This window comes from Gluconacetobacter takamatsuzukensis, assembly GCF_014174275.1.
Classification (GTDB): Bacteria; Pseudomonadota; Alphaproteobacteria; order Acetobacterales; family Acetobacteraceae; genus Gluconacetobacter; species Gluconacetobacter takamatsuzukensis.
In genome coordinates this window covers 72,402-96,422 of sequence record NZ_JABEQK010000009.1, presented here as the reverse complement: position 1 = coordinate 96,422, position 24,021 = coordinate 72,402, and the positions used below count along the sequence as shown (strand labels likewise).

General features: G+C 69.2%; 23 protein-coding genes. 11 read left to right on the top strand and 12 right to left on the bottom strand.

Translation table 11 applies throughout. From position 1 onward, the window contains the following. Positions 1 to 3: 3 nt before the first annotated feature. Positions 4 to 603, top strand: coding sequence for a cysteine dioxygenase family protein (locus HLH27_RS12415; RefSeq protein WP_182950355.1), 600 nt, complete (start codon positions 4 to 6; stop codon positions 601 to 603). Next, a complete protein-coding gene (locus tag HLH27_RS12410; RefSeq protein WP_182950354.1) occupies positions 600 to 2,195 on the top strand; it encodes a rhodanese-like domain-containing protein in 1,596 nt (531 codons plus the stop codon). The genes HLH27_RS12415 and HLH27_RS12410 overlap by 4 nt, the downstream gene beginning before the upstream one ends. Here HLH27_RS12410 and HLH27_RS12405 read toward each other — a convergent pair. After that, positions 2,120 to 3,556: an amidase gene (locus HLH27_RS12405; protein ID WP_182950353.1), complete on the bottom strand. Its 1,437-nt coding sequence runs from the start codon at positions 3,554 to 3,556 to the stop codon at positions 2,120 to 2,122. The two genes, HLH27_RS12410 and HLH27_RS12405, sit on opposite strands and share 76 nt — an antisense overlap. A gap of 77 nt (positions 3,557 to 3,633) precedes the next feature. Between HLH27_RS12405 and HLH27_RS12400 the strand changes: the two genes are divergently transcribed. Further along, on the top strand, positions 3,634 to 4,416 hold the full coding sequence (locus HLH27_RS12400) for a helix-turn-helix transcriptional regulator (protein WP_182950352.1): 783 nt from the start codon (positions 3,634 to 3,636) through the stop codon (positions 4,414 to 4,416). Positions 4,417 to 4,427: 11 nt separating this feature from the next. On the opposite strand, the gene HLH27_RS12395 is transcribed toward HLH27_RS12400, so the two are convergent. The 5 genes from HLH27_RS12395 to HLH27_RS12375 all read right to left on the bottom strand — a co-directional run bounded on the left by HLH27_RS12395 (position 4,428) and on the right by HLH27_RS12375 (position 9,923). Beyond that, complete coding sequence (locus tag HLH27_RS12395) at positions 4,428 to 5,768, bottom strand: APC family permease (RefSeq protein ID WP_220790402.1); 1,341 nt, start codon at positions 5,766 to 5,768, stop codon at positions 4,428 to 4,430. 108 nt (positions 5,769 to 5,876) lie between these two features. Further along, positions 5,877 to 7,028: an acyl-CoA dehydrogenase family protein gene (locus HLH27_RS12390; RefSeq protein ID WP_246375850.1), complete on the bottom strand. Its 1,152-nt coding sequence runs from the start codon at positions 7,026 to 7,028 to the stop codon at positions 5,877 to 5,879. A 26-nt stretch (positions 7,029 to 7,054) separates the two neighbouring features. After that, the gene (locus tag HLH27_RS12385; RefSeq protein WP_182950349.1) at positions 7,055 to 7,399 is read right to left on the bottom strand and encodes a 4Fe-4S dicluster domain-containing protein; all 345 of its coding nucleotides are present in this window, start codon (positions 7,397 to 7,399) and stop codon (positions 7,055 to 7,057) included. Next, complete coding sequence (locus tag HLH27_RS12380; protein WP_182950348.1) at positions 7,396 to 8,967, bottom strand: FAD-binding protein; 1,572 nt, start codon at positions 8,965 to 8,967, stop codon at positions 7,396 to 7,398. Before HLH27_RS12380 ends, HLH27_RS12385 begins: the two co-directional genes overlap by 4 nt. Next, entirely contained in the window at positions 8,964 to 9,923 is a 960-nt protein-coding gene (locus HLH27_RS12375; RefSeq protein ID WP_182950347.1) for an aliphatic sulfonate ABC transporter substrate-binding protein, read from the bottom strand. The genes HLH27_RS12380 and HLH27_RS12375 overlap by 4 nt, the downstream gene beginning before the upstream one ends. A 182-nt stretch (positions 9,924 to 10,105) precedes the next feature. Here HLH27_RS12375 and HLH27_RS12370 point away from each other — a divergent pair, with 182 nt between their 5' ends. The 3 genes from HLH27_RS12370 to HLH27_RS12360 are packed head-to-tail and all read left to right on the top strand — an operon-like array spanning position 10,106 to position 12,346. Then, positions 10,106 to 10,945, top strand: a complete 840-nt coding sequence (locus HLH27_RS12370; protein WP_182950346.1) for an ABC transporter permease — start codon at positions 10,106 to 10,108, stop codon at positions 10,943 to 10,945. Next, positions 10,942 to 11,691, top strand: coding sequence for an ABC transporter ATP-binding protein (locus HLH27_RS12365; RefSeq protein ID WP_182950345.1), 750 nt, complete (start codon positions 10,942 to 10,944; stop codon positions 11,689 to 11,691). The genes HLH27_RS12370 and HLH27_RS12365 overlap by 4 nt, the downstream gene beginning before the upstream one ends. A 46-nt stretch (positions 11,692 to 11,737) precedes the next feature. Then, on the top strand, positions 11,738 to 12,346 hold the full coding sequence (locus tag HLH27_RS12360) for a nitroreductase family protein (RefSeq protein ID WP_182950344.1): 609 nt from the start codon (positions 11,738 to 11,740) through the stop codon (positions 12,344 to 12,346). A gap of 9 nt (positions 12,347 to 12,355) precedes the next feature. Here HLH27_RS12360 and HLH27_RS12355 read toward each other — a convergent pair whose 3' ends face one another. From HLH27_RS12355 to HLH27_RS12345, 3 genes are all read right to left on the bottom strand, one after another. Further along, complete coding sequence (locus HLH27_RS12355) at positions 12,356 to 13,351, bottom strand: ABC transporter substrate-binding protein (RefSeq protein WP_182950343.1); 996 nt, start codon at positions 13,349 to 13,351, stop codon at positions 12,356 to 12,358. A gap of 136 nt (positions 13,352 to 13,487) precedes the next feature. Beyond that, complete coding sequence (locus HLH27_RS12350) at positions 13,488 to 13,979, bottom strand: kinase inhibitor (protein ID WP_182950342.1); 492 nt, start codon at positions 13,977 to 13,979, stop codon at positions 13,488 to 13,490. 211 nt (positions 13,980 to 14,190) lie between these two features. Further along, complete coding sequence (locus tag HLH27_RS12345; RefSeq protein WP_182950341.1) at positions 14,191 to 14,412, bottom strand: hypothetical protein; 222 nt, start codon at positions 14,410 to 14,412, stop codon at positions 14,191 to 14,193. Between the two features lie 117 nt (positions 14,413 to 14,529). Between HLH27_RS12345 and queA the strand changes: the two genes are divergently transcribed. From queA to HLH27_RS12320, 5 genes are read left to right on the top strand one after another with little or no spacing between them, the layout of a single operon-like run. Continuing rightward, the gene (gene queA / locus HLH27_RS12340) at positions 14,530 to 15,597 is read left to right on the top strand and encodes a tRNA preQ1(34) S-adenosylmethionine ribosyltransferase-isomerase QueA (protein WP_182950340.1); all 1,068 of its coding nucleotides are present in this window, start codon (positions 14,530 to 14,532) and stop codon (positions 15,595 to 15,597) included. After that, the gene (gene tgt / locus HLH27_RS12335) at positions 15,594 to 16,757 is read left to right on the top strand and encodes a tRNA guanosine(34) transglycosylase Tgt (protein ID WP_182950339.1); all 1,164 of its coding nucleotides are present in this window, start codon (positions 15,594 to 15,596) and stop codon (positions 16,755 to 16,757) included. Before queA ends, tgt begins: the two co-directional genes overlap by 4 nt. Beyond that, positions 16,757 to 17,830, top strand: coding sequence for a tRNA epoxyqueuosine(34) reductase QueG (queG, locus tag HLH27_RS12330; RefSeq protein ID WP_182950413.1), 1,074 nt, complete (start codon positions 16,757 to 16,759; stop codon positions 17,828 to 17,830). Before tgt ends, queG begins: the two co-directional genes overlap by 1 nt. 10 nt (positions 17,831 to 17,840) lie before the next feature. Next, entirely contained in the window at positions 17,841 to 18,089 is a 249-nt protein-coding gene (locus tag HLH27_RS12325) for a ribbon-helix-helix domain-containing protein (protein ID WP_182950338.1), read from the top strand. 33 nt (positions 18,090 to 18,122) lie between these two features. Continuing rightward, complete coding sequence (locus tag HLH27_RS12320; protein ID WP_182950337.1) at positions 18,123 to 18,950, top strand: TerB family tellurite resistance protein; 828 nt, start codon at positions 18,123 to 18,125, stop codon at positions 18,948 to 18,950. A gap of 185 nt (positions 18,951 to 19,135) precedes the next feature. Here the strand turns inward: HLH27_RS12320 and HLH27_RS12315 are convergent, their stop codons facing one another. From HLH27_RS12315 to HLH27_RS12305, 3 genes are read right to left on the bottom strand one after another with little or no spacing between them, the layout of a single operon-like run. Further along, positions 19,136 to 20,341, bottom strand: a complete 1,206-nt coding sequence (locus HLH27_RS12315; RefSeq protein ID WP_182950336.1) for an MFS transporter — start codon at positions 20,339 to 20,341, stop codon at positions 19,136 to 19,138. Then, positions 20,338 to 21,264 carry a TauD/TfdA dioxygenase family protein gene (locus tag HLH27_RS12310; protein ID WP_182950335.1) on the bottom strand — a complete coding sequence of 309 codons (927 nt, stop codon included), beginning with the start codon at positions 21,262 to 21,264 and terminating at the stop codon, positions 20,338 to 20,340. Before HLH27_RS12310 ends, HLH27_RS12315 begins: the two co-directional genes overlap by 4 nt. Before the next feature lie 52 nt (positions 21,265 to 21,316). After that, entirely contained in the window at positions 21,317 to 23,734 is a 2,418-nt protein-coding gene (locus HLH27_RS12305) for a TonB-dependent receptor domain-containing protein (RefSeq protein ID WP_182950334.1), read from the bottom strand. Between the last annotated feature and the right edge of the window lie 287 nt (positions 23,735 to 24,021).

Below are 24,021 nucleotides of genomic sequence, written 5' to 3'. Positions count from 1 at the left end.
CATATGACATCGATCGTACCGCTGCGGGACTTCGTGACCCGCTTTACCCGCCTTTACGAACGTGGGCTGGCGCCGGATGGCGTGCAGCAGGAAGGGGCGCTGCTGCTGCGCGACCTGGTTTCGCGCGACGACTGGCTGCCCGAGCCCTTTACGCGCCCGCATCCCGAACGATACAGCCAGTATCTGCTGCATTGCGATCCGCTGGAGCGGTTTTCGGTCGTGAGTTTCGTCTGGGGGCCGGGGCAGAGGACGCCGCTGCACGATCATCGGGTCTGGGGGCTGATCGGCATGTTGCGCGGGCGGGAGAGCGAGACGCAGTTCTCGCGCGGGGCGGATGGACGATTCGTCGAGGGGGACACGACTTATCTGGAACCCGGCGAAGTGGCGTTTCTGGCGCCCGGCGTGAACGATTATCATCTGGTTGCCAATGCGCTGCCCGATGAGGTCTCGATTTCGATCCATGTCTATGGCGACAATATCGGCGGAGTGTCGCGCGCCACCTACGACCGGGAGACGGGGGCCGAGAAAAGCTTCATTTCCGGCTATTCGAGCGAGGATGTGCCCAATCTGTGGGACCGTTCGAAGCGGGGGGAGGCGGCATGAACGCCATCAGCGCCGCGCCCGTGACCGTGATCTCGCCGCACGAGGTTCGGCGCCTGCTGCGGGAGGGCGGGGAGATCGCGCTGTTCGACCTGCGCGAGGAGGGGCCGTTCGCGGCGGCGCATCCGCTGTTCGCGGTCAATCTGCCCCTTGGGCGGATCGAGGAGCGGATTGCGGCCCTTGTGCCGCGCCGCGATGCGCCGGTCGTGATTTATGACGATGGCGAGGGGCGGGTTGCGCGGGCGCTGCCGGTTCTGGCCGGGCTCGGCTATGGCCGGGTGAGCGTGCTGGAGGGCGGGCTGGCCGGGTGGCGGGAGTCGGGTGGCGAGATCTTCATCGATGTGAACGTGCCGTCGAAGGCTTTCGGCGAGCTTGTCGAGCATGTGCGGCAGACGCCTTCGCTGCCCGCGCCGGAGCTGCATGAGCGGATCGCGCGGGGCGACGACCTGGTGATTCTCGATGCGCGGCGGTTCAGCGAATATCATGTCATGTCCATTCCCGGCGGGCGGTCGGTGCCCGGCGGCGAACTGGCGTTGCGGGTGCGCGACATTGCGCCGTCGCCGCAGACGACGGTGGTGGTGAACTGCGCGGGGCGTACCCGCTCGATCATCGGGACGCAGTCGCTGGTCAATGCCGGGATTCCGAACCCGGTCTTTGCGCTGCGCAACGGCACCATCGGCTGGACGCTGGCCGGGCTGGAACTGGACCATGGGGCCGCGCGGACGGCGGGTGCGCCCAGCGACACCAATGTGGCGCAGGCGCGCGACGCGGCGGCGGCGCTGGCGCAGCGGACCGGGGTGCGGGTGATCGGGCCGGCCGTGCTGTCGGCGCTGGCCGGCGACCCGGCCCGCACGGTCTACCGGCTGGATGTGCGGTCGCCCGAGGAATATGCGCTATCGCACCTTGCGGGCTTCCGGTCGGCGCCGGGTGGGCAGCTTGTGCAGGCGACCGACGAGTGGATCGGGGTGCGTCATGGCACCATCGTCCTGACGGACGATGACGGGGTGCGGGCGCGCATGACCGCCCACTGGCTGCGGCAGCTTGGCTGGCGTGAAGTGTATGTGCTGGACGATTGGGCGGGACTGCCGCGCGAGGGTGGGCCGGAGCCCGTCCTGCTGGCGTCGGCCCCGCCGGACGTGCCCGTGCTGTCGGTGGCGGATCTGGTGGCCGCGCGGGCGGCAGGGGAAGGACCGCTGGTGATCGACCTTGCCGCCAGCCCGGATTTTCGCAAGGGGCATGTGCCGGGGGCGGTGTTTGCCATTCGCGCCGACCTGGCCGGGCATCCGCGTCTGGCGGAGGGGCGGGAGATCGTGCTGACCTCGCCGGACGGGATTGCCGCCCGTCTGGCGGCTGCCGAACTGGTGGGCGCGCGGGTGCTGGAGGGTGGCACGGACGCGTGGCGCGCGGCGGGGCTGGCGCTGGAAACCGGGCTGGACGCCGAGCGGGCGCTTTCGCGGCCTGGCGATGTCTACAAGCGGCCGTACGAAGGGACGGATAATGCCGCGGCTGCCATGCAGGCCTATCTGGACTGGGAGTTCGGGCTGGTGGCGCAGCTTGAGCGGGATGGCACGCATGGGTTTTGGGTGCTGGAGTAGAGGGCACCCCAGGCCAGCACCTGTTCGTCGGCGAAGCGGCGGCCCACGATCTGCAATCCGACCGGCAATCCGTCCTCGGCCAGGCCGAGGGGCAGGGACAGGGCGGGCAGTTGCGGCAGCAGGTTGAAGGGGCAGGTCATGTCCAGCCCTGCGAAGCGGCCGTCGGGCAGGGTGGCGGCGTAATCGTCGTCGGTTTTGGTCACGGGTGGCGCGGTGATGGCGCAGGTGGGGCAGAGCAGGGCGTCGTACTGCGTGTAGAGCCGGGCCATGTCGCGCCACATGGCGGTGCGCAGCAATTCGATCCGCTTGTAGGTCGTGGCGTCCATTGCCTGGCCGCGCGTGATCATGGCGACCACGGCCGGGTCCATCCGGGCTTGGCAGGTGGCCAGGGTGTCGCCGAACCAGGCGGCCATGAAGACGCACCAGAGGTCGAACCACTGGTCGTTGACCGCGCGGGTCCAGTGCAGGGAGACCTCGTCGACGATGGCGCCGGCGCGGCGCAGCCTGTCGGCGGCCTGGCGGACCAGTGAGGCGACCTGCGGCTGGACCGCGTAATAGCCGAGATCGAGCGACAATGCGAAGCGGCGGCCCGCCAGCGTGCCGAGGCGGGCGGCCGTGCCGTCGAAGCCGATCGGCAGGGAGGCGATGTCCTCGTCGCTGGGGCCGGCCGTGGCCTCCATGAAGGCAATGGCGTCGTCCACCGTGCGGGCCAGCGGGCCGAAATGGGAAATATTGTCGAACTGGCTGGGCAGGATGGTCATCGGAATCCGGCCGAGGCTGGGCTTGAAGCCGACGACGCCGCAGAAGGCGGCGGGGATGCGGACCGATCCGCCCATGTCGGTGCCCTCGGCGAAGGGGACCACGCCCGTTGCCACCGCGACCGCCGAGCCGCCGGACGAGCCGCCCGGGCTGCGCTCGGGGTTCCACGGGTTACGGGTGATGCCCCAGCGGGGGCTGTGGGTGAAGCTGGAATAGGCGAATTCCGGCGTCGTCGTCTTGCCGATCAGGATCGCGCCGGCCGCTTGCAGGCGGCGGATGCACAGCGCGGTTTCCCCGGGCCGCCAGTCGGGGCGCGTCCAGGAGCCCAGCGTTGTCAGGTCGCCCTCGGTGGGGGTCAGGTCCTTGGCGGCGAAGGGGACGCCGTGCAGGGGGCCGGTGGGGGTGCCCTCGGCCACTGCGGCATCGGCGCGGCGGGCGGCTTCCATGGCCTGGCCGGTGCGGATCAGGGTGAAGGGGTTGAGCGTGGCCTGGGCGATTTCTGCCCGGCGGAGCGATTCCGCGACGACCGATTGCGCGCTGAACCGGCCGGCGCGGATGCCGTTTGCGATCTCGCGCGCAGGGAGGTCCAGCGGATGGGTCATGATGGGGCTCCGGCGGCTTGCCTGCGGGATGCGGCTCTGCTCCCTTGCGCGGGGCGGCGGGATGGAGGCGGTGCGTGATGGATGCGGTATCCGGGCCGGTCGCCGGCGATCCGCCCTTCGGGGCGTGGAATGCGGCCGTGGGGGCGGCGGCGGCGGCGATCGGCACGCGCCGGTTTCCCGATGCGCTGATGGCGGCGCTGCGGATGCTGGCGCCGGCGCAGATGATGAACGGGTTTTTCTATGCGCCCGACGGGCGGGCGTTCGACCTGTATAACGAAAGGCTGGGTGCCGCGCGTGCGGTGATCGTCGACCGGTATCTGGCGGGGGCCTTCGTGCTGGATCCGTTTCGCGATGCCGTCATGGCGGATGGGCGGGCGCGGATGATCGCGATGGGCGAGTGCGCGCCCGACGGCTTCGTGCAGACCGAATATTACCGGCTGCATTATGCGGCGACGCGGATCGTCGATGAAATCGGCTTCGTCATTCCGCTGGCCGACCTGTGTGTCGGCGTGCTGTCGCTGTGCCGGCTTGGCCCCGCGCCGCCCTTTGCCGACGGGGAGCGGGAGCGGCTGCGCGCGGCGGCGCCGGTCGTGTGCGCGTTCGGGCACCGGCACTGGTTTCATGCGCCCGGCCGCAGGCGCGCGGGTGGAGAGGCGGTGCCGGTGGCCGGGATCGAGGATGGGCGGCTGACCCGGCGCGAGATCGAGATTGTCACGCTGATCCTGAAGGGGCATTCCACGCCGTCGCTGGCGGCCGTGCTGGGATGTGCGCCCAATACGGTCAAGGTCCATCGGCGGCGGATCTATGCCAAGCTGGGTATTTCCTGCCAGGCCGAACTGTTCCGCCTGTTCTGGTCCTGAGCGGGGCCGCATCAGGCATGGTCCCGGTCGATATGCATGTCGGGCGGCGGGCGGCGGAAGCCGCGTGTCTGCCAGCCGAGCCAGACGATGCCGAGTGCCAGCCAGGCCAGGCCCAGCAGTCGGGCATGGCGGTCGAGATGCCATAGCAGGAAGAGGTCGCAGAGCGTCCCCAGCGCCGGCACGACCAGCCCCGCCGGTACCCCGAGCCCGGAAAGGTGCGGGTCGCGCTTCAGATACAGGGCGATCACCGAAAGATTGACGGCGGCGAAGCCGAGGAAGGCGCCGAAATTGATGAAGGAGGCGGAGGTGGCGACATCCATCGCCAGCGCGCCCAGCCCGACCGTGCCGACCAGGAGCAGGTTGGGCACCGGTGTCAGCCAGCGCGGATGCAGCCGGCCGAAGAGGGAGGGCGGCAGGATGCGGTCGCGGCCCATGGCGTAGAGCAGGCGGCCGACGCTGGCCTGCGCCGCGAGGCCCGAGGTGAACTGGGCGACGACCAGCGTGATCAGGAAGACCATGACGAAGACATCGCCGCCGATGGCCCGGGCGATTTCCACGCCGGCCGCGTCGGGTGCGGCGAAAGCGGCGCCGGGATGGGCCAGTTGGGTCAGGTAGGCGGACAGGACGAAGATCAGCCCGCTGCCCAGCGCGATGACCAGGATCGCCCGGGGCATGGTGCGCCTTGGGTCGTGGGTTTCCTCGGCCAGGGTCGTGACCGCGTCGAAGCCGAGGAAGGAATAGGCGGCGATGGCGGCGCCGGCCACCGATGCCGAGAACGGGACGCCCTTGGCGAAGAAGGGGGTGACGCACAGCAGCCCGCCCGAACCGTCCAGCACCAGCACGTAGCGGGTGGCCAGCGCCAGGAAGGAGGCCAGCACGCCGAACTGTGCCAGCATCAGGACGATATTGACCCGGTTGGCGCAGGCGATGCCGGCGATGTTGATCGCGCTGGTCAGGACGATGAAGCCGACGATCCACGCCCAGCCGGGAACGCCGGGAAAGGCCGAGGCCAGGTAGGCGGCGCCGATCAGCCAGATCACCATCGGCAGGAAGATATAGTCGAGCAGTACGGCCCAGCCGATCAGGAAGCCGATGCGCGGGCCGATGGCGTGGCGGGCGTAACTGTAGGCCGAGCCGGCGACCGGGTGGGCGCGGGCCATGACGCGGTAGCTGAGGGCGGTCAGGAAGATTGCCGCCGCCGCGATCAGGTAGGCCATGGCGGTGGTGCCCCGGCTGGCGGTCGCCAGCGTGCCGAACGTGCCCAGCACGATCATCGGCGCCATGTAGGCCAGGCCGAACAGCACGACGGACCACAGGCCGAGCGTGCGGTCGAGTTTCACATTGCCGCCCACCGCGCGTCCTCCCTGCCCGGGCAGCATGGCGTGGCGGGGCGGGCGTGACCATAATCCCAAAGGGGTATGCCGGAGGGATATGCGCGACGCGCGCGTGGCGGGGGGGCGTCAGCCCGCCAGCGCGGCCCTGCCGGCGGAGGCCAGGGCGCTGTCGCCCTGCGGGGTGTGGATGCGGCCGCAGAGGACGTCGCGGTAATGGCGTTCCAGCGGGTTGTCCTGGCTGAGGCCGGGATTGCCGATCGCGGCGACGGCCTTGCCCACGGCGGCGATCGCGTTTTCGGTCACGACCTGCTTGACCAGGCCGGCGTCGGTGCCGGCCTGCTCGCCGGCTTCCTCGCGCCGCAGGGCGTGGTCGATCAGGGCGCTGTTGGTCAGCAGCAGGGCGTCGATTTCGCCCAGCAGGGTGTGGAAGCGTGGCAGCGTGGACAGCGGGGCGCCGAGATTGGAGGGTGCCCGCGCGTGCAGGAAGCCGATCAGCCAGTCCCGCGCCGCGCGGGCCACGCCGTCATAGAGCGCCCCCACGACGACGGCATGCCAGGTCGCGAGTGCCACGGCCTCGTCCGGCGCGCTGCCGGGAGGGGCCAGATTGACCAGGTAATGATCGGGAAGGGCGACGTTTTCGAAAATGACCGTGTGGCTGCCGGTGGCGCGCATGCCCATCTGGTTCCAGCTCTGCTCGATCCGCACGCCCGGCAGGTCGAGCGGCACCAGCACCTGGCCGACGCGGGGCGTGTCTTCCTCGGTCCGGGACCATACCACGCCCCATTTCAGGGCGGTGGAGCCGGTCGAGAAGATCTTGCGGCCGTTGAGGCGCCAGGCCGTGCCGTCGTGCCGCACGCTGGTCGCGGGCAGGCCGCCGCGTGCCGGGGTGCCGAGTTCGGGCTCCACGCGCAGGGCGTTGATCAGCGCGCCGTCGCGGACGATGCTGGCGAACAGTTCGCCCCTGACCGTGTCGCTCCAGGCCGGGGAGCGGGCGATCGCGCCCGACTGGAGATATTGCATCGCCAGGATCAGCGCCGTGGAGGGGTCGCCCTGCGCGATGCGGCCCACGATTTCGGTGATCTGTCGCACCCCGATCCCCTGGCCGCCGGAGGCGGGTGGGAGGGCGAGGGCCAGCAGCCCGGCGTCGCGCAGGTCGGCGAGGTTGTCGAGGGCGATCTCGCCCGAGCGGTCATGGCGTGCCGCCCGCTGGGCGAAGCGGGCCACGAGCTGGTCCAGCGTCCTGGCGGATGCGGGTGCCGCGATTGATGATCCGTCCATGGCCGGGGCCTCCTCCAATGGTCTTTTCATGCGCCCCGGGCGCGGCGGAAGACGTCTTCCATGCGCCAGTGCTGGTTGCGCAGCGTCTCGTCTTCCGCCCACTCGTCCCAGCCGGAGTCGCGGCGGTAGGCGCCCAGCAGGCCGGAGGCCTCGATTGCCCCTGCGTCCTGCGGTCGGGCGTGGTCGGCATAAGGATGCACGTACAGCGCGTCTTCCTGGCAATAAAGTTCGCACAGAAAGCAGGTCTGGCAGTCGGCCTGGCGCGCGATGCGGGGTGGGCCGTCCGGAACGGGGTCGAACACGTCGCGCGGGCAGGCCGTCACGCAGGCATTGCAGCCGGTGCAGCGGGCGGGGAGGAGGAGTTCGATCATGCGGGCCCTCCTGCGGGGGCGGAATCGGTCCAGATCCGGTCCAGGCCGCCGGTGAGGATGGAGGTGGGCGGCGTGGTGGCGGCGATGGTGTCGGCGCGCTGGTGCAGGCCGAGGCTGGTGCGGCGGGCCAGCGCGCCGGCCGTGCACCACCGGGCGGTGGCGGTGAGGGCGGCCAACTCCCGGCGCCGGGTCCGGGCCTGCGGCGTCGGGGGGCCGGCGGTGTGGGGCAGGGCGGCCCAGGCGGCGTCCAGCCGGTCGCGGGCGGTGGCGAGCGTGGCTTCGGTGCGGAAATACTGCTTCACGGGCGAGAGGATTTCGGCCTGGACCGCGCGTTCGATCGCGGTTGCGTCCTCCGTGCCACGACCGGAATGCAGGCCGGCGCGGCCGGTGCGTTCGGCCGGGGTGTCGGCGCGCCTGCCGTGGCGGCGTACGCGTTCGAGCGCGGCTTCGGCGGCGATGCAGCCGGAGGAGAGCGCCCAGGCCGCATTCACCGCGCCGCCGCCGCTGATGGCGCCGGTGACCGGCTCGCGCGATGCCACGTCTCCGGCCACGAACAGGCCTTCGACGCCCGCGCCGGCGTCGGGGCCCGCGACGCGGACGCCGCCGACGCCGCGGATCGTGCCCTCGCCCACCAGCGCGATGGGGAAGCGGTCGCGGAACGGATCGATGCCCAGGCGGCGGAAGGCGAGGGTGACGTTGGGGGAGATCTGGGGCAGTTGCCGCCGGATATCCTCGGGCGTTGCCGACAGGTCGCACAAGACGGGGCCGTGGGCCAGGGCCTGGGCCAGGAAGGCGTTGTCGTGCGGGCCTGGCGGGCGGTCCAGCGGGCGGCCCTGCGCATCGTGATAGCGGGCGAAGCTGTAGATCATGGTGCGGGCCATGGTGGTGCCGGCGGGGACCACGGTGAAGAAGGCGGACAGTTCCATGCCCGACAGCACGGCGCCGGCTTCCACCGCCATCAGCAGCCCGTCGCCGGTATTGTTCATGCCGCCGAGCAGGTGGGAGCGGAAGCCGCAGCCGCCGGTGGCCAGGATGGTGGCGCCGGCCCGGACGACCCAGTCGCCGCCCGTGCCCTGGCGGCTGACGCCCCGGGCGCCGGCGATGCTGCCGTCGGCATGGCGCAGCAGTTCCAGCGCCGGGCTGTGGTCGAGCAGGATCGCGCCGGCGGCCTGTGCCTTCTGCCGCAGGGCGCGCAGATATTCCGGCCCGCGCAGCGCGTGGTGGCGGATGCGGCCGTCATCGTCGGGCACATAGCGGTAATGACTGGCGATGGTGGGCAGGGTGCGGCAGGTGCGGTCGATGATCCGGGCCATCCAGGCGGCGTCGCCCAGCCCCTGGGCGGTTGCCATGCGGCGGGCGATGGCCTCTTCCCGCCGGCCGGGATCGGGGGGGACCCACCAATGGCCGGGGCCGCCCGCCGCCGCGACGCCCGATGTGCCGCAATGGCCCTTTTCCGCGACGATCACTCGGGCGCCGCCCTGGGCGGCGGTGATGGCCGCCCAGCATCCGGCCAGGCCGCCGCCGATGATCAGCACGTCGGCTTCGTGATGGGTGGGGCCGGCTGTCATGGCAGGGTGATGCTCCGGTCGAAGGCGGTTTCCAGCGGGGGGGCCGCGGTGAGGAAGCCGGCCGCGCGGTAGGCCGCCAATGTTCCGCGTTCGGCCTGGATGACGGCATCGCCGATGCCGGCGGGGGTAGCGATCAGGTCCTGCGCCACCGCCTGGGCGACGGTGGTGGGAAGGCCGGTCTGGCGGGCGAGCAGGGTGGCGTAGTCCTGCTGGTGTTGTTCGCCCCACGCATAGGCCTGGGCCACGCGGCGATAGAAATCGGCCAGCAGGGCGTGCTTGTGGGCCAAGGCGTTGTCGGTGGCGACGAGGAAACTGTTGTTGGGCATGATGCCCGCGCCGTCGGCGAGGACGTGCCCGTGATCCTGGGCCGTTTCCAGCGAGACATAGGGCTCCCACGTGGACCAGGCGTCGATGCCGCCGCTGTCGAGCGCCGCCTTGGCCTGGGCCGGGGCGAGGAAGAGGATGCGGGGGGCCGGGGCGGGGATCGCGCCGGTCTGGATCAGGCGCAGGAGCAGCAGGTGGCCGATGGAACCGCGCCCGGTCGCGACCCGTTTGCCCGACAGGTCGGACAGGGTGTGGAGCGGTGACCCGGCCGGCACGACCAGCGCGGTGGCCCGGCCGCCGCCGCGCGGGGGGAGCAGGAAGGCGGCCCTGACGGGCAGGCCGGCACCCCAGGCGAAGAGAAACGGGCCGTCGCCGGCGATGCCGGTATCGACCGCGCCGGCGCCCAGGGCCTGCAACAGGGGGGCGGCGGCCTCGAACTCGGTCCAGCGGATGCGGTAGGGCAGGTTCCGGTCGGCGCCCGCGGCCTCGAGAAGGGCTTTTTGCAGGCCTTTCTGGTCGGCCACGACCAGTTCGTCCCCGGCGCGTGCGCCCGGTGTCGCGTGCAGCAGGGTCGCCAGGGCGGCGAGCGCGAGGAGGACGAGGCGCGGGAGGCGGCGGACGGGACGATGCATGGGGAGGCGATCTTTGAAGCCTGGATCTTGGAACCTGTCAGGGGGCCGTAATGTGCGCGGTTGGATCGTAGGATACAATTAAATCACGACAAATGATTGTATGAATAATATTCACCTGACAGGATGCCTGAACTCTGGTCAGACTGCGGCGCGTGACGATATCCAAGGAAGGAACGGCGGCCATGTCAGGAACTCTCATCCGGACCGCATCTCCCGTGACCGAGCGGGGGCGCGTGCGCTCCGTCTGGCGGCCGCGCCTGGGTGTGCTGACGCGCTATGCGTCGCCGGTCCTGCTGGTGCTGCTGTGGCAGGCGGGGTGTTCGGCGGGGCTGCTGTCCACGCGGCTGGTGGCGTCGCCGGCCCAGATCGTCGCGACGGGGTGGACGCTGGCGAAGGACGGCACGTTGCAGACCAACCTGCTGGTGTCGCTGGCGCGCGCGGGCGCCGGGCTGGGGATCGCGTTCGTAGCCGGGGTGAGCCTGGCGCTGGTCGCCGGCCTGTCGCGCCTGGGCGAGGATATCGTGGACGCGCCGTTGCAGATCCTGCGCACGCTGCCGGCGCTGGCGCTGGTGCCGCTTTTCATCCTGTGGTTCGGGATCGGGGAGACGCCGAAGATCGCGCTGGTGGCGCTGGGGTCCAGCTTTCCGATCTATCTCAACCTGCACAAGGGGATTCGGTCGATCGATCCGAAGCTGCTGGAAATGACGCGCACGCTGGGCCTGTCGCGGGCGCGGACGATCCGCGATGTGATCCTGCCCGGGGCGCTGCCGGATCTTCTGGTGGGGCTGCGTTTTGCCGTTGGGATCTCGTGGCTGATGCTGGTGGTGGCGGAGCAGGTGAACGCCGATAGCGGAATCGGACACATGATGATGGATGCGGAGGATTTCCTGCGGACCGACATCATTCTCGTCGGGCTGGTGATCTATGGCCTGCTTGGCCTCGTATCCGACCAGATCGTGCGTTTTCTGGAAACTGCGCTGCTGTCGTGGCGGCCGTCGCATCGTGCCGCGAGGTCGGCATGAACGCCGTCGCGCAGGTGGTGCCGGGGGCGGAGGCATCGGCACGCGATGGCGCGGCCGTGGTGGTGCATGGGCTGACGCGCCGGTTCGGCGATGGCCCGGCGGTGCTGGACCATCTGGATCTTGCCATTGCGCCCGGCGAGTTTGTGGCACTGCTCGGTCATAGCGGGTCGGGGAAATCGACCCTGTTGCGTACGCTCGCGGGGCTGGACCCGGTGACGGACGGGTCGGTGACGCGTCCGCGCGAGGTCTCGGTCGTGTTTCAGGAAAGCCGGCTGCTGCCCTGGAAGCGTGTGTGGCAGAATGCGGTGCTGGGCCAGGATGGGGCGGACCGGCGCGCGCGCGCCGTGGCGGTGCTGGAAGAGGTCGGGCTGGGCCACCGGGTCGATGCGTGGCCGCTGACGCTTTCGGGCGGCGAGGCGCAGCGCGCGGCGCTGGCGCGTGCGCTGGTCCGGGAACCGGCGTTCCTGATGCTCGATGAGCCGTTTGCGGCGCTGGATGCGCTGACGCGGCTGAAAATGCAGCGCCTGGTCTCGGATTTGTGGATTCGGCATCGTTGCTCCGTCCTGCTGGTGACGCACGATGTCGACGAGGCCCTGATGCTGGCGGATCGCGCGGTGGTGCTGGAACGCGGGCGTATCCGCACTGACCTGCCGATTCCCATGGAGCGTCCGCGCCGGCATGCCGACCCGCGGTTCGAGCATCTTCGTGGCGTGCTGCTGGATGCGCTGGGCGTGCACGACGATTGATGGCCGTTTGCCTTGTGATACGTATTTTGAAAGAGGCTGATCGACTATGACTGAATCATCCGGGCGTGTGTCCGAAACGCCTGTCGAGCCGCTGATTCTCGACCGCTGGTCGCCGCGTGCGTTTGCCGCCGCCCCGATTTCCGAAACGGAATTGCTGGCTTTTCTGGATGCCGGGCGGTGGGCGCCGTCGGCCTATAATTCGCAGCCGTGGCGCTTTATTTACGCGCGGCGGGATACGGCCGACTGGGAACGGTTTCTGTCGTGGCTGATTCCGTTCAACCATTCCTGGGCGCAGCATGCATCGGCGCTGGTGTATGTCGCGTCGCACACAGTGACGAATGCGGGGGGGCAGGCCGAGCCGGTGCCTGCGCCGACCCATGCTTTCGATGCCGGCGCGGCGGCGGTGCTGGTGCAGCTTCAGGCCGCCCGCGCCGGCTGGGCGACGCATCCGGTCAGCGGGTTCGACAAGGAGGTTGCGCGCGCGGGGCTGGAACTGCCGGACGATTATGCGCTGAACGCGGCGATCGTCATCGGCAGGCAGGGGCCGGCGGATATCCTGCCCGAGGGGCTGCGGGCCCGTGAAGCGCCCTCCGGCCGCCGGACGCTGTCGGAACTGGCCTTCGAGGGGCGGTTTCCGGCGCCGGGGGAGGCATAGCCGGCCGGGCTATGCCGGCAGGAGGGGGGCCAGCGCCGTGGAGAAGACGGGCTGGAGGCTGGTGCCGGCGGGCAGGACGCCGGCCTGGATGAAGGTATCGGCCACCGATTGCGCGCTGGCGATGTCGTCCGGCCGCCAGGCGCGGGGGGTGTAGGGGCGGTTCTGGCTTTGCAGATAGGCCAGGACCAGCGGTTCCGGCACCTTGATGACCGGGGCGACGGCGCGGGCCCAGCGGGGCTTGTCCGCCGTGAGGATGGCGTAGGCCTTGCCGAGGCGGTGGAGATAATCGGCGGCGGCGGCGCGGAAATCGGCGCCCGCCAGTCCGCGCGGGTTGGCGCCGATGAAATAATGGCCGGACAGGATGTCGGCGGCGCTTTGCAGGATGCGGGCGGTCTTGTCGGCTTCCAGCGTCTGGATGGCGTAGCCGTAGGTGGCCCATGCGTCGAGGCTGCCGGATTTCATGGCCGTCAGCCCGTCGCTCATGCCCAGCGCGACCGGCTTGATGTCGGCCATGCCCATGCCGTGCTGCGCCAGCATCTTCAGCAGGAAATAATGCGCGGTCGTGGCCTTGATGTAGCCGACGCGCCTGCCGCGCAGGTCCGCGACCGATTGCGCGGGCGAGCCCGTGGGCACCAGCAGGGCCTGGTCGGTCGTGGGGCCGTCCATGGTGGCGACGACGGCGACCCGGGCCCCGGCGCTGGCGGCGAAGACCATCGGGATTTCGCTCCACATCCCAAGGTCGATCGCATCGGCGTTGATGGCCTGGGCGATCAGGTTGCCGGAATTGAATTCGCTGAACGCCACGCGATAGGGGAAATCATTCAGCCCGGTTTCCGCCAGCAGGGTCTGGTCCATGCCGCGAAATGCGGCCACGCGCAGCGTGACCGATTCCGTATCCGCCGCGCGGGCGCGGCGGAGCGGCGTTGCCAAGGCCAGGCCGGCTGCGAGGCCGAGCGCATGCCGCCGGGTGATCAGGGGGGATGCGGGATGCGCGCGGACGGTCATGACGGGGCTCCCGGCAGGCGGTGGTGTCGTTCTGCCGGGAGTGTACGGGTGAAGGGCCTGTAGCCTGCATGAAAAATCGAAAAGCATCATTCAAAGATGCCTTGATCATGATGGCCCTGTTTTCAGGCCCCCGTTTTCAGGCCTCGCGGCCGAACAGGGCGGTCAGGCTGGCCGAGCCCAGGCTGTGGCTGTGCAGGAAGAAGCCGACCATGGCGCCGGAGGCGTCGGTGGGTACGCTCAGCGTTTCGGTATCCAGCGCGTGAACGGTGAAGATGTAGCGGTGCGCCGGGCCCGGCGGCGGAGCGGCGCCGCCATAGACGTTGCCGCCGAAATCGGTGCGGGTCATGAACGCGCCCTCGGGCAGGTCGGCGTCGCCCGATCCGGCGCCGGCGGCCAGGCTGGTGACGGTGGCGGGGATATTCACCGCCACCCAGTGCCACCAGCCCGAGCCCGTGGGGGCGTCGGGGTCGTACATCGTGATGGCGAAGCTGCGCGTGCCCTCGGGCGCGCCGCTCCATGCCAGCGGAGGGGAGATGTTGCCGCCGCGATAGCCCATACCGTCGAAGACCTGGGCGTCGGGCAGGCGCTCGCCATCCTTGAAGGCGTGGCTGGTCAGGGTGAATGTCATGTCGGTCGGTCCTTCGTTGTCGGGACGTTATCCGGGTGTTGCCTTCCTGAAGGCTGCTTGAAAAGTCGGCATGCCGAGCGAGAGTGCCGCGCAGCGGCACGGCCGGCGTGTGTTTCCGAGCATCGGAGCGGAGCGGCCTTGATGGCCGTGAGCACCGAAGCGCAGGAACCGCGCGTCGGATCGCCGGCAGGGTGACTTTGCAAGCAGCCTTTTACCAGTTCTTGCTGACCATCCAGAATTCTTCCGACGTCAGGGTGATGATGGCGCCGCCGGCGGGGGATTCGGAGGCGGCTTCGGCCAGGGCGGCGATGCGCTGGATCATCAGCGTCTTGCGGACGTGGGCTTCGGAGGTCTCGTCGCTGCTCTCCAGGACGGTCAGGGCGGATTTGCAGGCACGGGCGACGCGGGCGGCGTCAAGCGCGGCATAGGACATGGATCGGACTCCGGTTTGCAATGCAGGGGCGGGAGGCCCCAGAATGACGGGCCGCCATCTTGACCGGCGGCGCGGCCACTGTCCAACCGTCGCCGGATTCCGTAAACGGGGCGTCCGATGAGTGACCAAGTCTCCGATTTCGATTTCGACCTGCCGCACGCGCTGGTCGCCGAGCAGCCGGCACGGCCGCGCGATGCCGCGCGGTTGCTGGATATCATGCCCACGGGCCCGTTCCACGACCGGGTGGTGCGCGACCTGCCGTCGCTGCTGCGGCCGGGCGACCTGCTGGTGGCCAACGATACCGCCGTCATCCCCGCGCAACTCGACGCCCGGCGGGGCGAGGCGCGGATCGGCATCACGCTGGACCGGATCCTGCCCGACGGGACGTGGCATGCGCTGGCGCGCAATGCCCGCCGGCTGCGCGCCGGCGACGTGCTGACCTTTCCGGGCACGCCGAACACCGCCGCCATCGTGTCGCGCGACGACGAGGGCGGGGTGATCCTGCGCTTCGATACCGAGGGCGCGGATTTCGACGCGTTTCTGCAGACGGCGGGCGTGCTGGCCCTGCCGCCCTATATCGACCGGCCCGGGGGCCCGACCGAGCAGGACCGGCAGGATTACGCCACCATCTTCGCCGCCCATCGCGGCGCGGTGGCGGCCCCGACCGCCGGCCTGCATTTCACCCCCGGCCTGCTGGCGGCGCTGGATGCGGCGGGGGTGGAGCGCTGCACGCTGACCCTGCATGTGGGAGCCGGGACCTTTCTGCCGGTGCGGGGCGACAGCATCGCCGGGCACCGGATGCATGCCGAGCGGGGCGTGATCACCGAGGAGACGGCCGAGCGGCTGAACCGGACGCGGCGCGCGGGCGGGCGGATCGTGGCCGTGGGCACGACCTCGCTGCGGCTGCTGGAAAGTGCTGCCGACCCGGATGGGACGATCCGGCCCTTCGACGGCGATACCGCGATCTTTATCCGCCCGGGCTACCGGTTCCGGGCGGTGGACATGCTGATGACGAATTTCCACCTTCCGCGCTCGACCCTGTTCATGCTGGTCTGCGCCTTTGCCGGATATGACAGGATGCGCGACGCCTATGCCCATGCCATCGGCACGGGGTACCGTTTCTATTCCTATGGCGACGCATGCCTGCTGCATCGTGCGCCCACCCCCGGGGGGACGGGCGCATGAGCACCGCGTTCCGCTGGGTCGAGCAGGCGCGCGCCGGGCGCGCGCGGGCGGGGCACCTGCATACCGCCCATGGCGTGGTGCCGACGCCGACCTTCATGCCCGTGGGTACCGTGGGCACCGTCAAGGCGATGACGATGGATGCGGTGCGCTCGACCGGCGCCGGCATCGTGCTGGGCAATACCTACCACCTGATGCTGCGGCCGGGGGCGGAGCGGGTGCGCGCCCTGGGCGGGCTGCATCGGTTCATGGACTGGCCAGGGCCGATCCTGACCGATTCGGGCGGGTTCCAGGTCATGTCGCTGGGGCCGCTGCGCAAGCTGGACCAGGACGGGGTGACGTTCAGCTCGCACATCGACGGGTCCAAGCACCGGCTGACGCCGGAGCGTTCGACCGACATCCAGCATGCGCTGGATGCCACCATCACCATGTGTTTCGACGAATGCCCGGCCCTGCCGGCGGCGCCCGAGGTGATCGCGCAGTCGATGCGGATGTCGATGCGCTGGGCCGCGCGCTGCCGCGAGGCCTTCGTGCAGCGCCCCGGCTATGCCCAGTACGGCATCATCCAGGGCGGCACCGAGGCGGAATTGCGGGCCGAGAGCGTGCGCGCCCTGACCGGCATCGGCTTCGAGGGCTATGCCATCGGCGGGCTGGCGGTGGGCGAGGGGCAGGAACTGATGTTCTCGACCCTGGACGCCACCACGCCGCTGATCCCGTGGGACAGCCCGCGCTACCTGATGGGCGTGGGCACGCCCGACGACCTGCTGGGCAGTGTCGAGCGCGGGGTGGACATGTTCGACTGCGTCATGCCCACCCGGGCGGGGCGCACGGCGCGGGCCTATACCGAGCGGGGCACGCTGAACCTGCGCAATGCGCGGCATGCGGTGGATTCGCGCCCGATCTCGCCGCACTGCGACTGCCTGGCCTGCACGCGGCATAGCCGCGCCTACCTGCATCATCTGTTCCGCGCCAACGAGATCCTGGGGCCGATGCTGCTGACCTGGCACAATCTGGCCTATTACCAGCGGCTGATGCGCGGGATTCGCGGGGCGATCGTGGAGGGCACGCTGGAGGCGCATGCGGCGTGGCTGCGCGCGCAATGGGCGCTGGCGGACTGGAGCCCGGACGAGATGCCGCCGCCCGATATTCCACCGGTCGCATGATGGAGGGCGGCCTGCCGCCCGACCGGGCGCTCGTGCTGCGCGATGCCATTCGCGACAAGGCGCTGGCGCTGGGATTCGACGCGGTGGGCTTCTGCGCGGCCGCGCTGGGGGATGAGGCGCGGCTGCGGCTGGCCGATTTTCTGGCCGCGGGCCATCACGGCGCGATGGGGTGGCTGGCGGAGCGGGTGGAGCAGCGGGGCGACCCGCGCGCCCTGTGGCCCGAGGCGCGGAGCGTGATCGCGCTGGGCCTGTCCTACGCCCCGCCCGGCGATGCGCTGGAGACGACGCGGCTGGCGGACCGGGGGAATATCTCGGTCTATGCGCGGCATCGCGATTATCACGATGTAGTCAAGGGGATGCTCAAGCATCTGGCCCAGTTCGTGGTGGCGCAGGGTGTGCGCGCGGGGGCGGCGCCCGAGGTGAAGGTTTTTGTCGATACCGCGCCGGTGATGGAAAAGCCCCTGGCCGAACAGGCGGGGCTGGGCTGGCAGGGCAAGCATACCAACCTGGTCTCGCGCCGGCATGGAAGCTGGCTGTTCCTGGGCGAGATCTATACCACGCTCGCCCTGCCGGCCTCGGACGAATCGGGGGGGCGGTGCGGGTCGTGCCGGCGCTGCCTGGAGGCCTGCCCGACCGATGCCTTTCCCGCGCCGTACCGGCTGGATGCGCGGCGGTGCATTTCCTACCTGACGATCGAGAATCCGGGTCCGATCCCCGAGCCGTTCCGCGTGGCCATGGGCAACCGGATCTATGGCTGTGACGATTGCCTGGCCGTCTGCCCGTGGAACCGCTTTGCCACGGAGTCGCGACAGATGAAGCTGCGCGCGCGCGCGGACCTGACGGCGCCGCGCCTGGCCGAGCTGGCACGGCTGGACGATGCGGGGTTTCGGGCCTTGTTCTCGGGCTCGCCCGTCAAGCGGATCGGGCGCGACCGGTTTGTGCGCAACGTGCTGGTGGCGATCGGCAATTCGGGGGAGGCGGCGCTGAGGCCGGTGGCGCAGGATCTGTGCGGGGACCCGAACGCGGTGGTGGCCGAGGCCGCGCGCTGGGCGGTCGGGCGGCTGGACCGATGAGTGAGGGCGGATGAGCGGGGGGCTGGTCAAGCGCAGCCTGATCCTGTCCGGGCACCGGACCAGCGTGGCGCTGGAGCCCGAGTTCTGGACGGCGCTGGAGGGCATGGCGCGGGCGCGCGGGCTGGGGCTGCCGGCGCTGATCGCCGGGATCGACACCACGCGCGACCCGGCGCGGCCGCTGGCGTCTGCCCTGCGGGTCGCAGCGTTGCATGCGGCGCAGGCGGGCGGTGATTTGGGGGGGACGCCGCCCGCGTGCTAGACCGTAATCGGTCCGGACATCTGGGCGGGAAGAATGGCGATCTGGGGTAAATTATTCGGTGGTGTGGCGGGGTTCGCGGTCGGCGGGCCCATGGGGGCTGTGCTGGGCGCGGCGCTGGGCCATGCGGCCGATAACGGGTCGATCCTGGAGACGCCGGTCGGCGGCTGGACCGATCGCTGGGCCCCGCGGGTGAATGCCGACCCGAACGGGGCGGCGACCTTCGTCGCGGCCAAGCTGGCATCGGTGATGGGCAAGCGCGACCAGCTCTACGGGCTGGTGATGGTGGTGCTGTGCGCCAAGGTCGCCAAATGCGACGGGCCGGTGAACCGGGCCGAGATCGATGCCTTCAAGCGCCGGTTCCAGATCCCTGCGGAGAATGCCAGCGACGTGGGCCGGCTGTTCGACCAGGCGCGGCAGCGGGTCGACGATTTCGAGGCCTTTGCCGCCGAGCTGGGGCGGGCCTTTCACGACAAGCCCGAGATGCTGGAAGAGGCGCTGGCCGTCCTGTTCATGATCGCGCGGGCCGATCTGGGGCCCGACGAGGCGCTGCATCCGAAGGAAATCCGGTTTCTGCGGCGGGTGCACCAGGCCTTCGGCCTGAGTGCCGGCGCGTGGGACCGGGCCGAGTCCGGCGGGGCGCGGCCCGATGTCAGCGAGATCGATGCCTATGCCGTGCTGGGCGTGGCGCGCAATGCGACCGACAGCGAAGTGCGCGCGGCCTGGCGGGTGCTGGTGCGCGAGCATCATCCCGACGCCATGACGGCCCGGGGGGCCGACGAAGCGGCGGTGGATGCGGCGGCGGGGCGGATTGCGCAGATCAATGCCGCCTGGGACCGGATCAAGCGCGACCGGAGGCTCTGAGGGCGCGGGAGGGGCGGTCGGTATCTTCTGCCGGGCGCCTGCTGGGGGTGGGCCCTGCGCATGCCGGGGCGGATGTGCTGCGCGATACCCTGCCCAATGGGCTGCGCGTGGTGATCGTGCGCGGTGCGCTGGAATATATGATGTCCGGGGGACGCGGACGCTGGACGCCGACCGGGTGCGGGTTTTTATCGGGGGCGTGCCGTCAGGGGCCAGAGAAGGGGGAGCGCGCCGCAGCAGATGACCAACCCCAGCGGGCCGACAAGGACGTAGCCGCCGAGCCATTGGGCGATGGCGCCCGTGACCAGCGCGCCGAGCGCCATGTTCAGGATCCAGGCCGAGGAGCAGAGCACGGAAAGCCGTCCGCTCCGGTCCACCTGGTAGGCGATGCTGAGGATGACCGGGTAGGCGACCAGCCAGCTGACATTGAAGACGACCAGCGCGAGGGCGAACGCCGTCCCGTTGGAGACCAGCGTAAGGGCGGCGCAGGAGCCGCCGCAGACGGACAGGGCCGCGACCATGGTCGTGCGGCGCGGCAGGCGGGTGGCTAGTGCTGCGAAGAGGGTGTTGCTGGCGGCGCAGGCGAGGGTGGCGAGGCTCTGGTCCCGGCCGTAGCGCACCGCCGACAGCCCGATATCGTGCGCGGCGCGCTCGATGAACGGCCAGAGGGCGAGGCTGCCGAAGCTGAACAGGGCCATGGCCAGCAGGACTTTCAGGCCGTCGCGGCCCAGTCCGCGCCATCCGGCGATGAGTGGGGCTGTGGTGAGTGGGGTGGTGGGCGGACAGGGCATGGCGTCGCTGCGGCCCGGCAGGAGGGTCGTTGCCGCGAGGGTGAACAGGACCGTCAGCGCGCCGAGGGTGACGAACATGCCGGGGGTGCCGTAGCGGGCGCCGGCCATCGGCAGGCCGAGATTGATGAGGGTGTAGAGCATCGTCTGCCCGGCGAGGCCGATGGAAATGGCGCGCGCGGGGCTGGCCGTTCGCCCGGCCGTGAGGTTGAGGGCGGCGTTGGCCAGGCCGAAGCCCAGCCCGCAGGCCGCCCGGCCGGCCAGCAGGGGCGGGAAGCTGCCGACCATGGCGGAGCCGAACTGCGCGCCGGCGACCAGGAACCCGGCCGCCAGGACCAGGCGGCGCGGGCTGAGGCGCGCGACATGGGGGGCGACGAACAGCATGGCCGCGGCATAGGCCAGCAGTTCCGTCATGCTCCAGAGACCCATCTGCAACGGGGTGAAGCCGAACTGGTCGATCAGGCCGCCGATGAGGTAGGTGGTGAAATTATTGCCGATATGGGCGGCGGCGGTGGCCGCACCCAGCCCCACGCCGAGCGCCGGCGAGAGTGCCTGCGTGTCGGCGGTGGTGCGGAGGCCGCGCGGGGCAGCGCGGGGCAGGGTCAATCCGCGTTTCCGGTTGCGTGTCCGGCCGGGTTTGTGGCCGGCAGGATCTGGCGGCTGCGGCGGCCGTCGACCGCGGTCGCAGGGCCGCCGCGCAGGGTCATGCGCTGCACCACGCGCGGATAGTCGCCGTAATCGTCGATCGCGTAATGCTGGGTGCTCTGATTGTCCCAGATCACCACGTCGCCGCGGTTCCAGCGCCAGCGCACGGTATTTTCCAGGCGCGTGACATGCGCCTGGAAGATGTCGAACAGGTGCCGGGATTCGGTCTGCGACAATCCGGAGAATTTCTTGAAGAAGCCGCCCAGGACGAGGGATTTTTCGCCCGACAGCGGATGGAGGCGCACCAGCGGGTGCTCGGCCTCGAAGATCGACGAGACGAACGCCGCGTGATAGGCGTCCACCGCCTGGTCGGAGCCGGTCTGGTTGACGCTGTAGTCGTAATCGTTCGAATGGACGGCCCAGAGCTCGTCGGCCAGCCGCCGCAGCGCCGGGGGGAGATGGGCATAGGCCGAGGCGGTGTTGGCCCAGACCGTGTCGCCCCCCACCGGGGGGATATCGACGGCGCGCAGGATCGAGACCGATGGGTAGTCGCTGAGGAAGGTCATGTCGGTGTGCCACACATTGGCCTTGCCGCCATGGGCCGCGCTGAGTTCCAGAAGATACTCGTCCTTCTGGCCCGGGGCGGTGGGATGGCCGACCGGTTCGCCCCATGCGCGGCTGAAATCCTGCTGGACCGTGCCGTCGACATGATGCTGGGCGCGAAAGAACAGGACCTTGTAGCGGGTCAGCGCATCGCGCAGCGCCCGCAGGATCGTGGCATCGAGGCCGGGGGCGAGGGAGAGGCCGCGTATCTCGGCACCGATCCGCCCGGCCAGGGGGGTGAGATCCAGGGCCTCCTGCGGAGGGGTCGCATGCTTTGTCATTATGCTTGTCCGATCGTGGGATATTCGGAAACAGAAAGCCTGCTGCGTGGCGTCAGAAATCCGCCCTGACCGTGCCGAAGAACTGGCGCGGGGCGCCGACCAGGAACGATTGGTAATCGCCCGATACCGGATTCCCGTTCTCGCCCATCGTCGCGATATAGCGTGTGCCGGCGAGGTTATAGATGTCGAACGAGAAAGTCAGGTTTTTCAGGAATGCGAGGGGGCGGGCATGGGACCCCATATCGCCCGCACGGTAGCGCAGGCCCAGATTTTCCATCCAGTATCCGGGGGCCTTCATGTCGCCGACATAGCTGAAATTACGGGTGCCCAGATATTGGGTATCCACATGCATATCCAGCGGACCGTGGCTGTAGGACAGGCTGGCCTTGTACATGAAGCGGGGGTAATTGACGACCTGCTGGCCCCTTGTGTGGTAGAGAACCCCGGCTTCCGTCAGGTTGTCGCCATAGGTCGCGTGGTCGTAGCTGATGCTGTTGTAGAGCGACAGGCCCGTGGTCGGGTGGATCGTCAGGCCGGCATCGATGCCGTTCATGGTGACGGAGCCGACATTGGTGACGGTCGAGACCGGGTTGATGATCGTCCCCGAGGTCGTCTGTTGCAGGCGATTGTGAAAATCGGTGTGGTAGGCATAAAGCGACGCGGAGACGATCCTGTCGGTGTAGCGGTAGCCGACCGCATAGTTCCAGTCCGTCTCGGGCTTCAATGTGTCGCGGATCTGGTTGAACTGGCTTTGGGTGACGGCGAAGGGGGAGGCGCCCTGCTTGTAGGCGGCGACCGGGTAGGATTTCACATTTTCGGAAACATCGAAGAAGAGTTCGTGATGGTTCAGGAAATGCCAGTCCGCGCTGATATGCGGCAGGAAGGCCCGGGCGGTCGTCATGCTGCCGGCCGCGATGCCCGTGGTGCCGGTATAGGATTCGTCATTGGCGTCCTGGCCGGCCCGCACGGTCTGGAGCAGGGACCGGAAGCCGAAATGCAGGGCGAGATTGGGCAGCGGGTGATAGGTATCCTGCGCGAAGCCGGTGAAGCTGTTGGAATTGAAGGACTGGAACCAGAAGGATTGATAGCCGTCGGGCAGGGACCCCAGCGTGTTGACGGGATTGCCCTGGCCGAGCAGGGGTTCCGCGATTCCGTAGCGGCCGATCTGTGTATGGAAATTCTCGTACCAGATGCCGGCGCTGAGTTCGTTGCGGGCGACCGTGTAGGTGAGTGACGAGGTGAAACCGTAGCGCTGGGTGTGGCTGGCGTTGATCTGTTCGGCCAGCGGCGCGCCGTTGGGGGACTGGGCGTAGGGTGTCGTCCACCCGCCGCGCCGGTATTGCCCGTTGCCGTAGACCGTCGATTTCCAGCGCAGCCGCCGGCTGAGGGCGAAATCGAAATTCAGGCCGCCCAGATAGTCGCGTTCGGCGGTGATCGCGTCGTAATAGGAGGCGTCCCACGGGTCGGACAGGCGGGAATAGGCTGCCGGAATGCGGCCGCCCGGCAGGCCGTTCAGCGATTGCGACAGGTGGTAGGCATTGGCATAGCCGTTGGCGGTACCGACGAAATTGTCCAGATTGTAGCCGCCGTTGCGCAGCATGTCGAAGGACATGTCCTGGTAATTGTACAGGTCCTTGTCCGACCAGTCGAAGAGGGCGGAGATCTTGCTGTCGTTGCCGATGGGTTGCAGGAACTTGGCATTGACCTGCTGGGCGAACTGGTTGCCGCCGCCCTTCCATTTGCCGGTATCGTTGCGCATGTAGGACAGGTAGAAGCGCGTGCCGGTGGGATTGAGATCGCCGCTGTCCGCGCGGAGGAAGGTGTGGAAGGCGGCATTGCTGCCGAATGTCTGCGCGGTCGTCAGGCGGCGCTTATGGTCGGGATCGGCCGAATAATATTCGAGCGATCCGCCGAGATTCGAGGTGCTGGCGACCGATTCCGCGCCGGCGCTCGCGGAGACGTCGACATGTCCGATATTCTCGGACGAAATGGCCGCCGTGGTGTTGAGCCCGTTCAGCGAGCGGAATTCCTGGTCGCCCAGGGGGATGCCGTCCAGCGTCATGCCGATCTGGTTCTGCAGGAACCCGTGCATGTAGAATTGCGTCGACCAGGTATCGAGCCCCTGCGGATCGTCGGACTGGAACATCACGCCCGGCAGGGTGGCCAGGATTTTCTGCGGGTTCGTGCCCGGAACGGCATTGGCCAGCATCTCCGCCGACACGGTCTCGGTCGTGCCGTAGGCATGCGCGCGCCGGACACTGACATTGAGAAGCTCGGCGGCCGGGTGAAGCGGTGCCGCCTGGGCGCCGGGGTGCGGTTGGGGCCGCGTGCGGGCGGTGGAAGCCGCTGGCTTGCGCGGCGGGGTGGCGTGCGACGCGTCCGGGGCAGGTGCTGCCGCGTGGGCGGCCTGGTTGCCTGAAATGAAGAGGGCAGTCGCGAAGGTGCCGTTCAGGAGATTGCGAAGGGACATGACCGCGTGGCTTTCCGTGTACTATAGAGAATAAATTCTTTGTGGGATCCACGGTATATTTTTATGATATATCCGCTGTTTCTTTATTTATTATTGTTATTTCAACAGAATTCATGCGTGCGGGAGCGTTTGTTTTTGATTCCGGTCTGGGATATTTCGGGTTTTTCTGGTTCTGGCATGGCGTTATCCCGAGGCTGAATTGTACGAACCGGCATGCGGCGATTTCCGCTATTAACCATGCGGATTGTTGGTTTGTGACCTCGTATAAATCTTATATTTCGTATAAT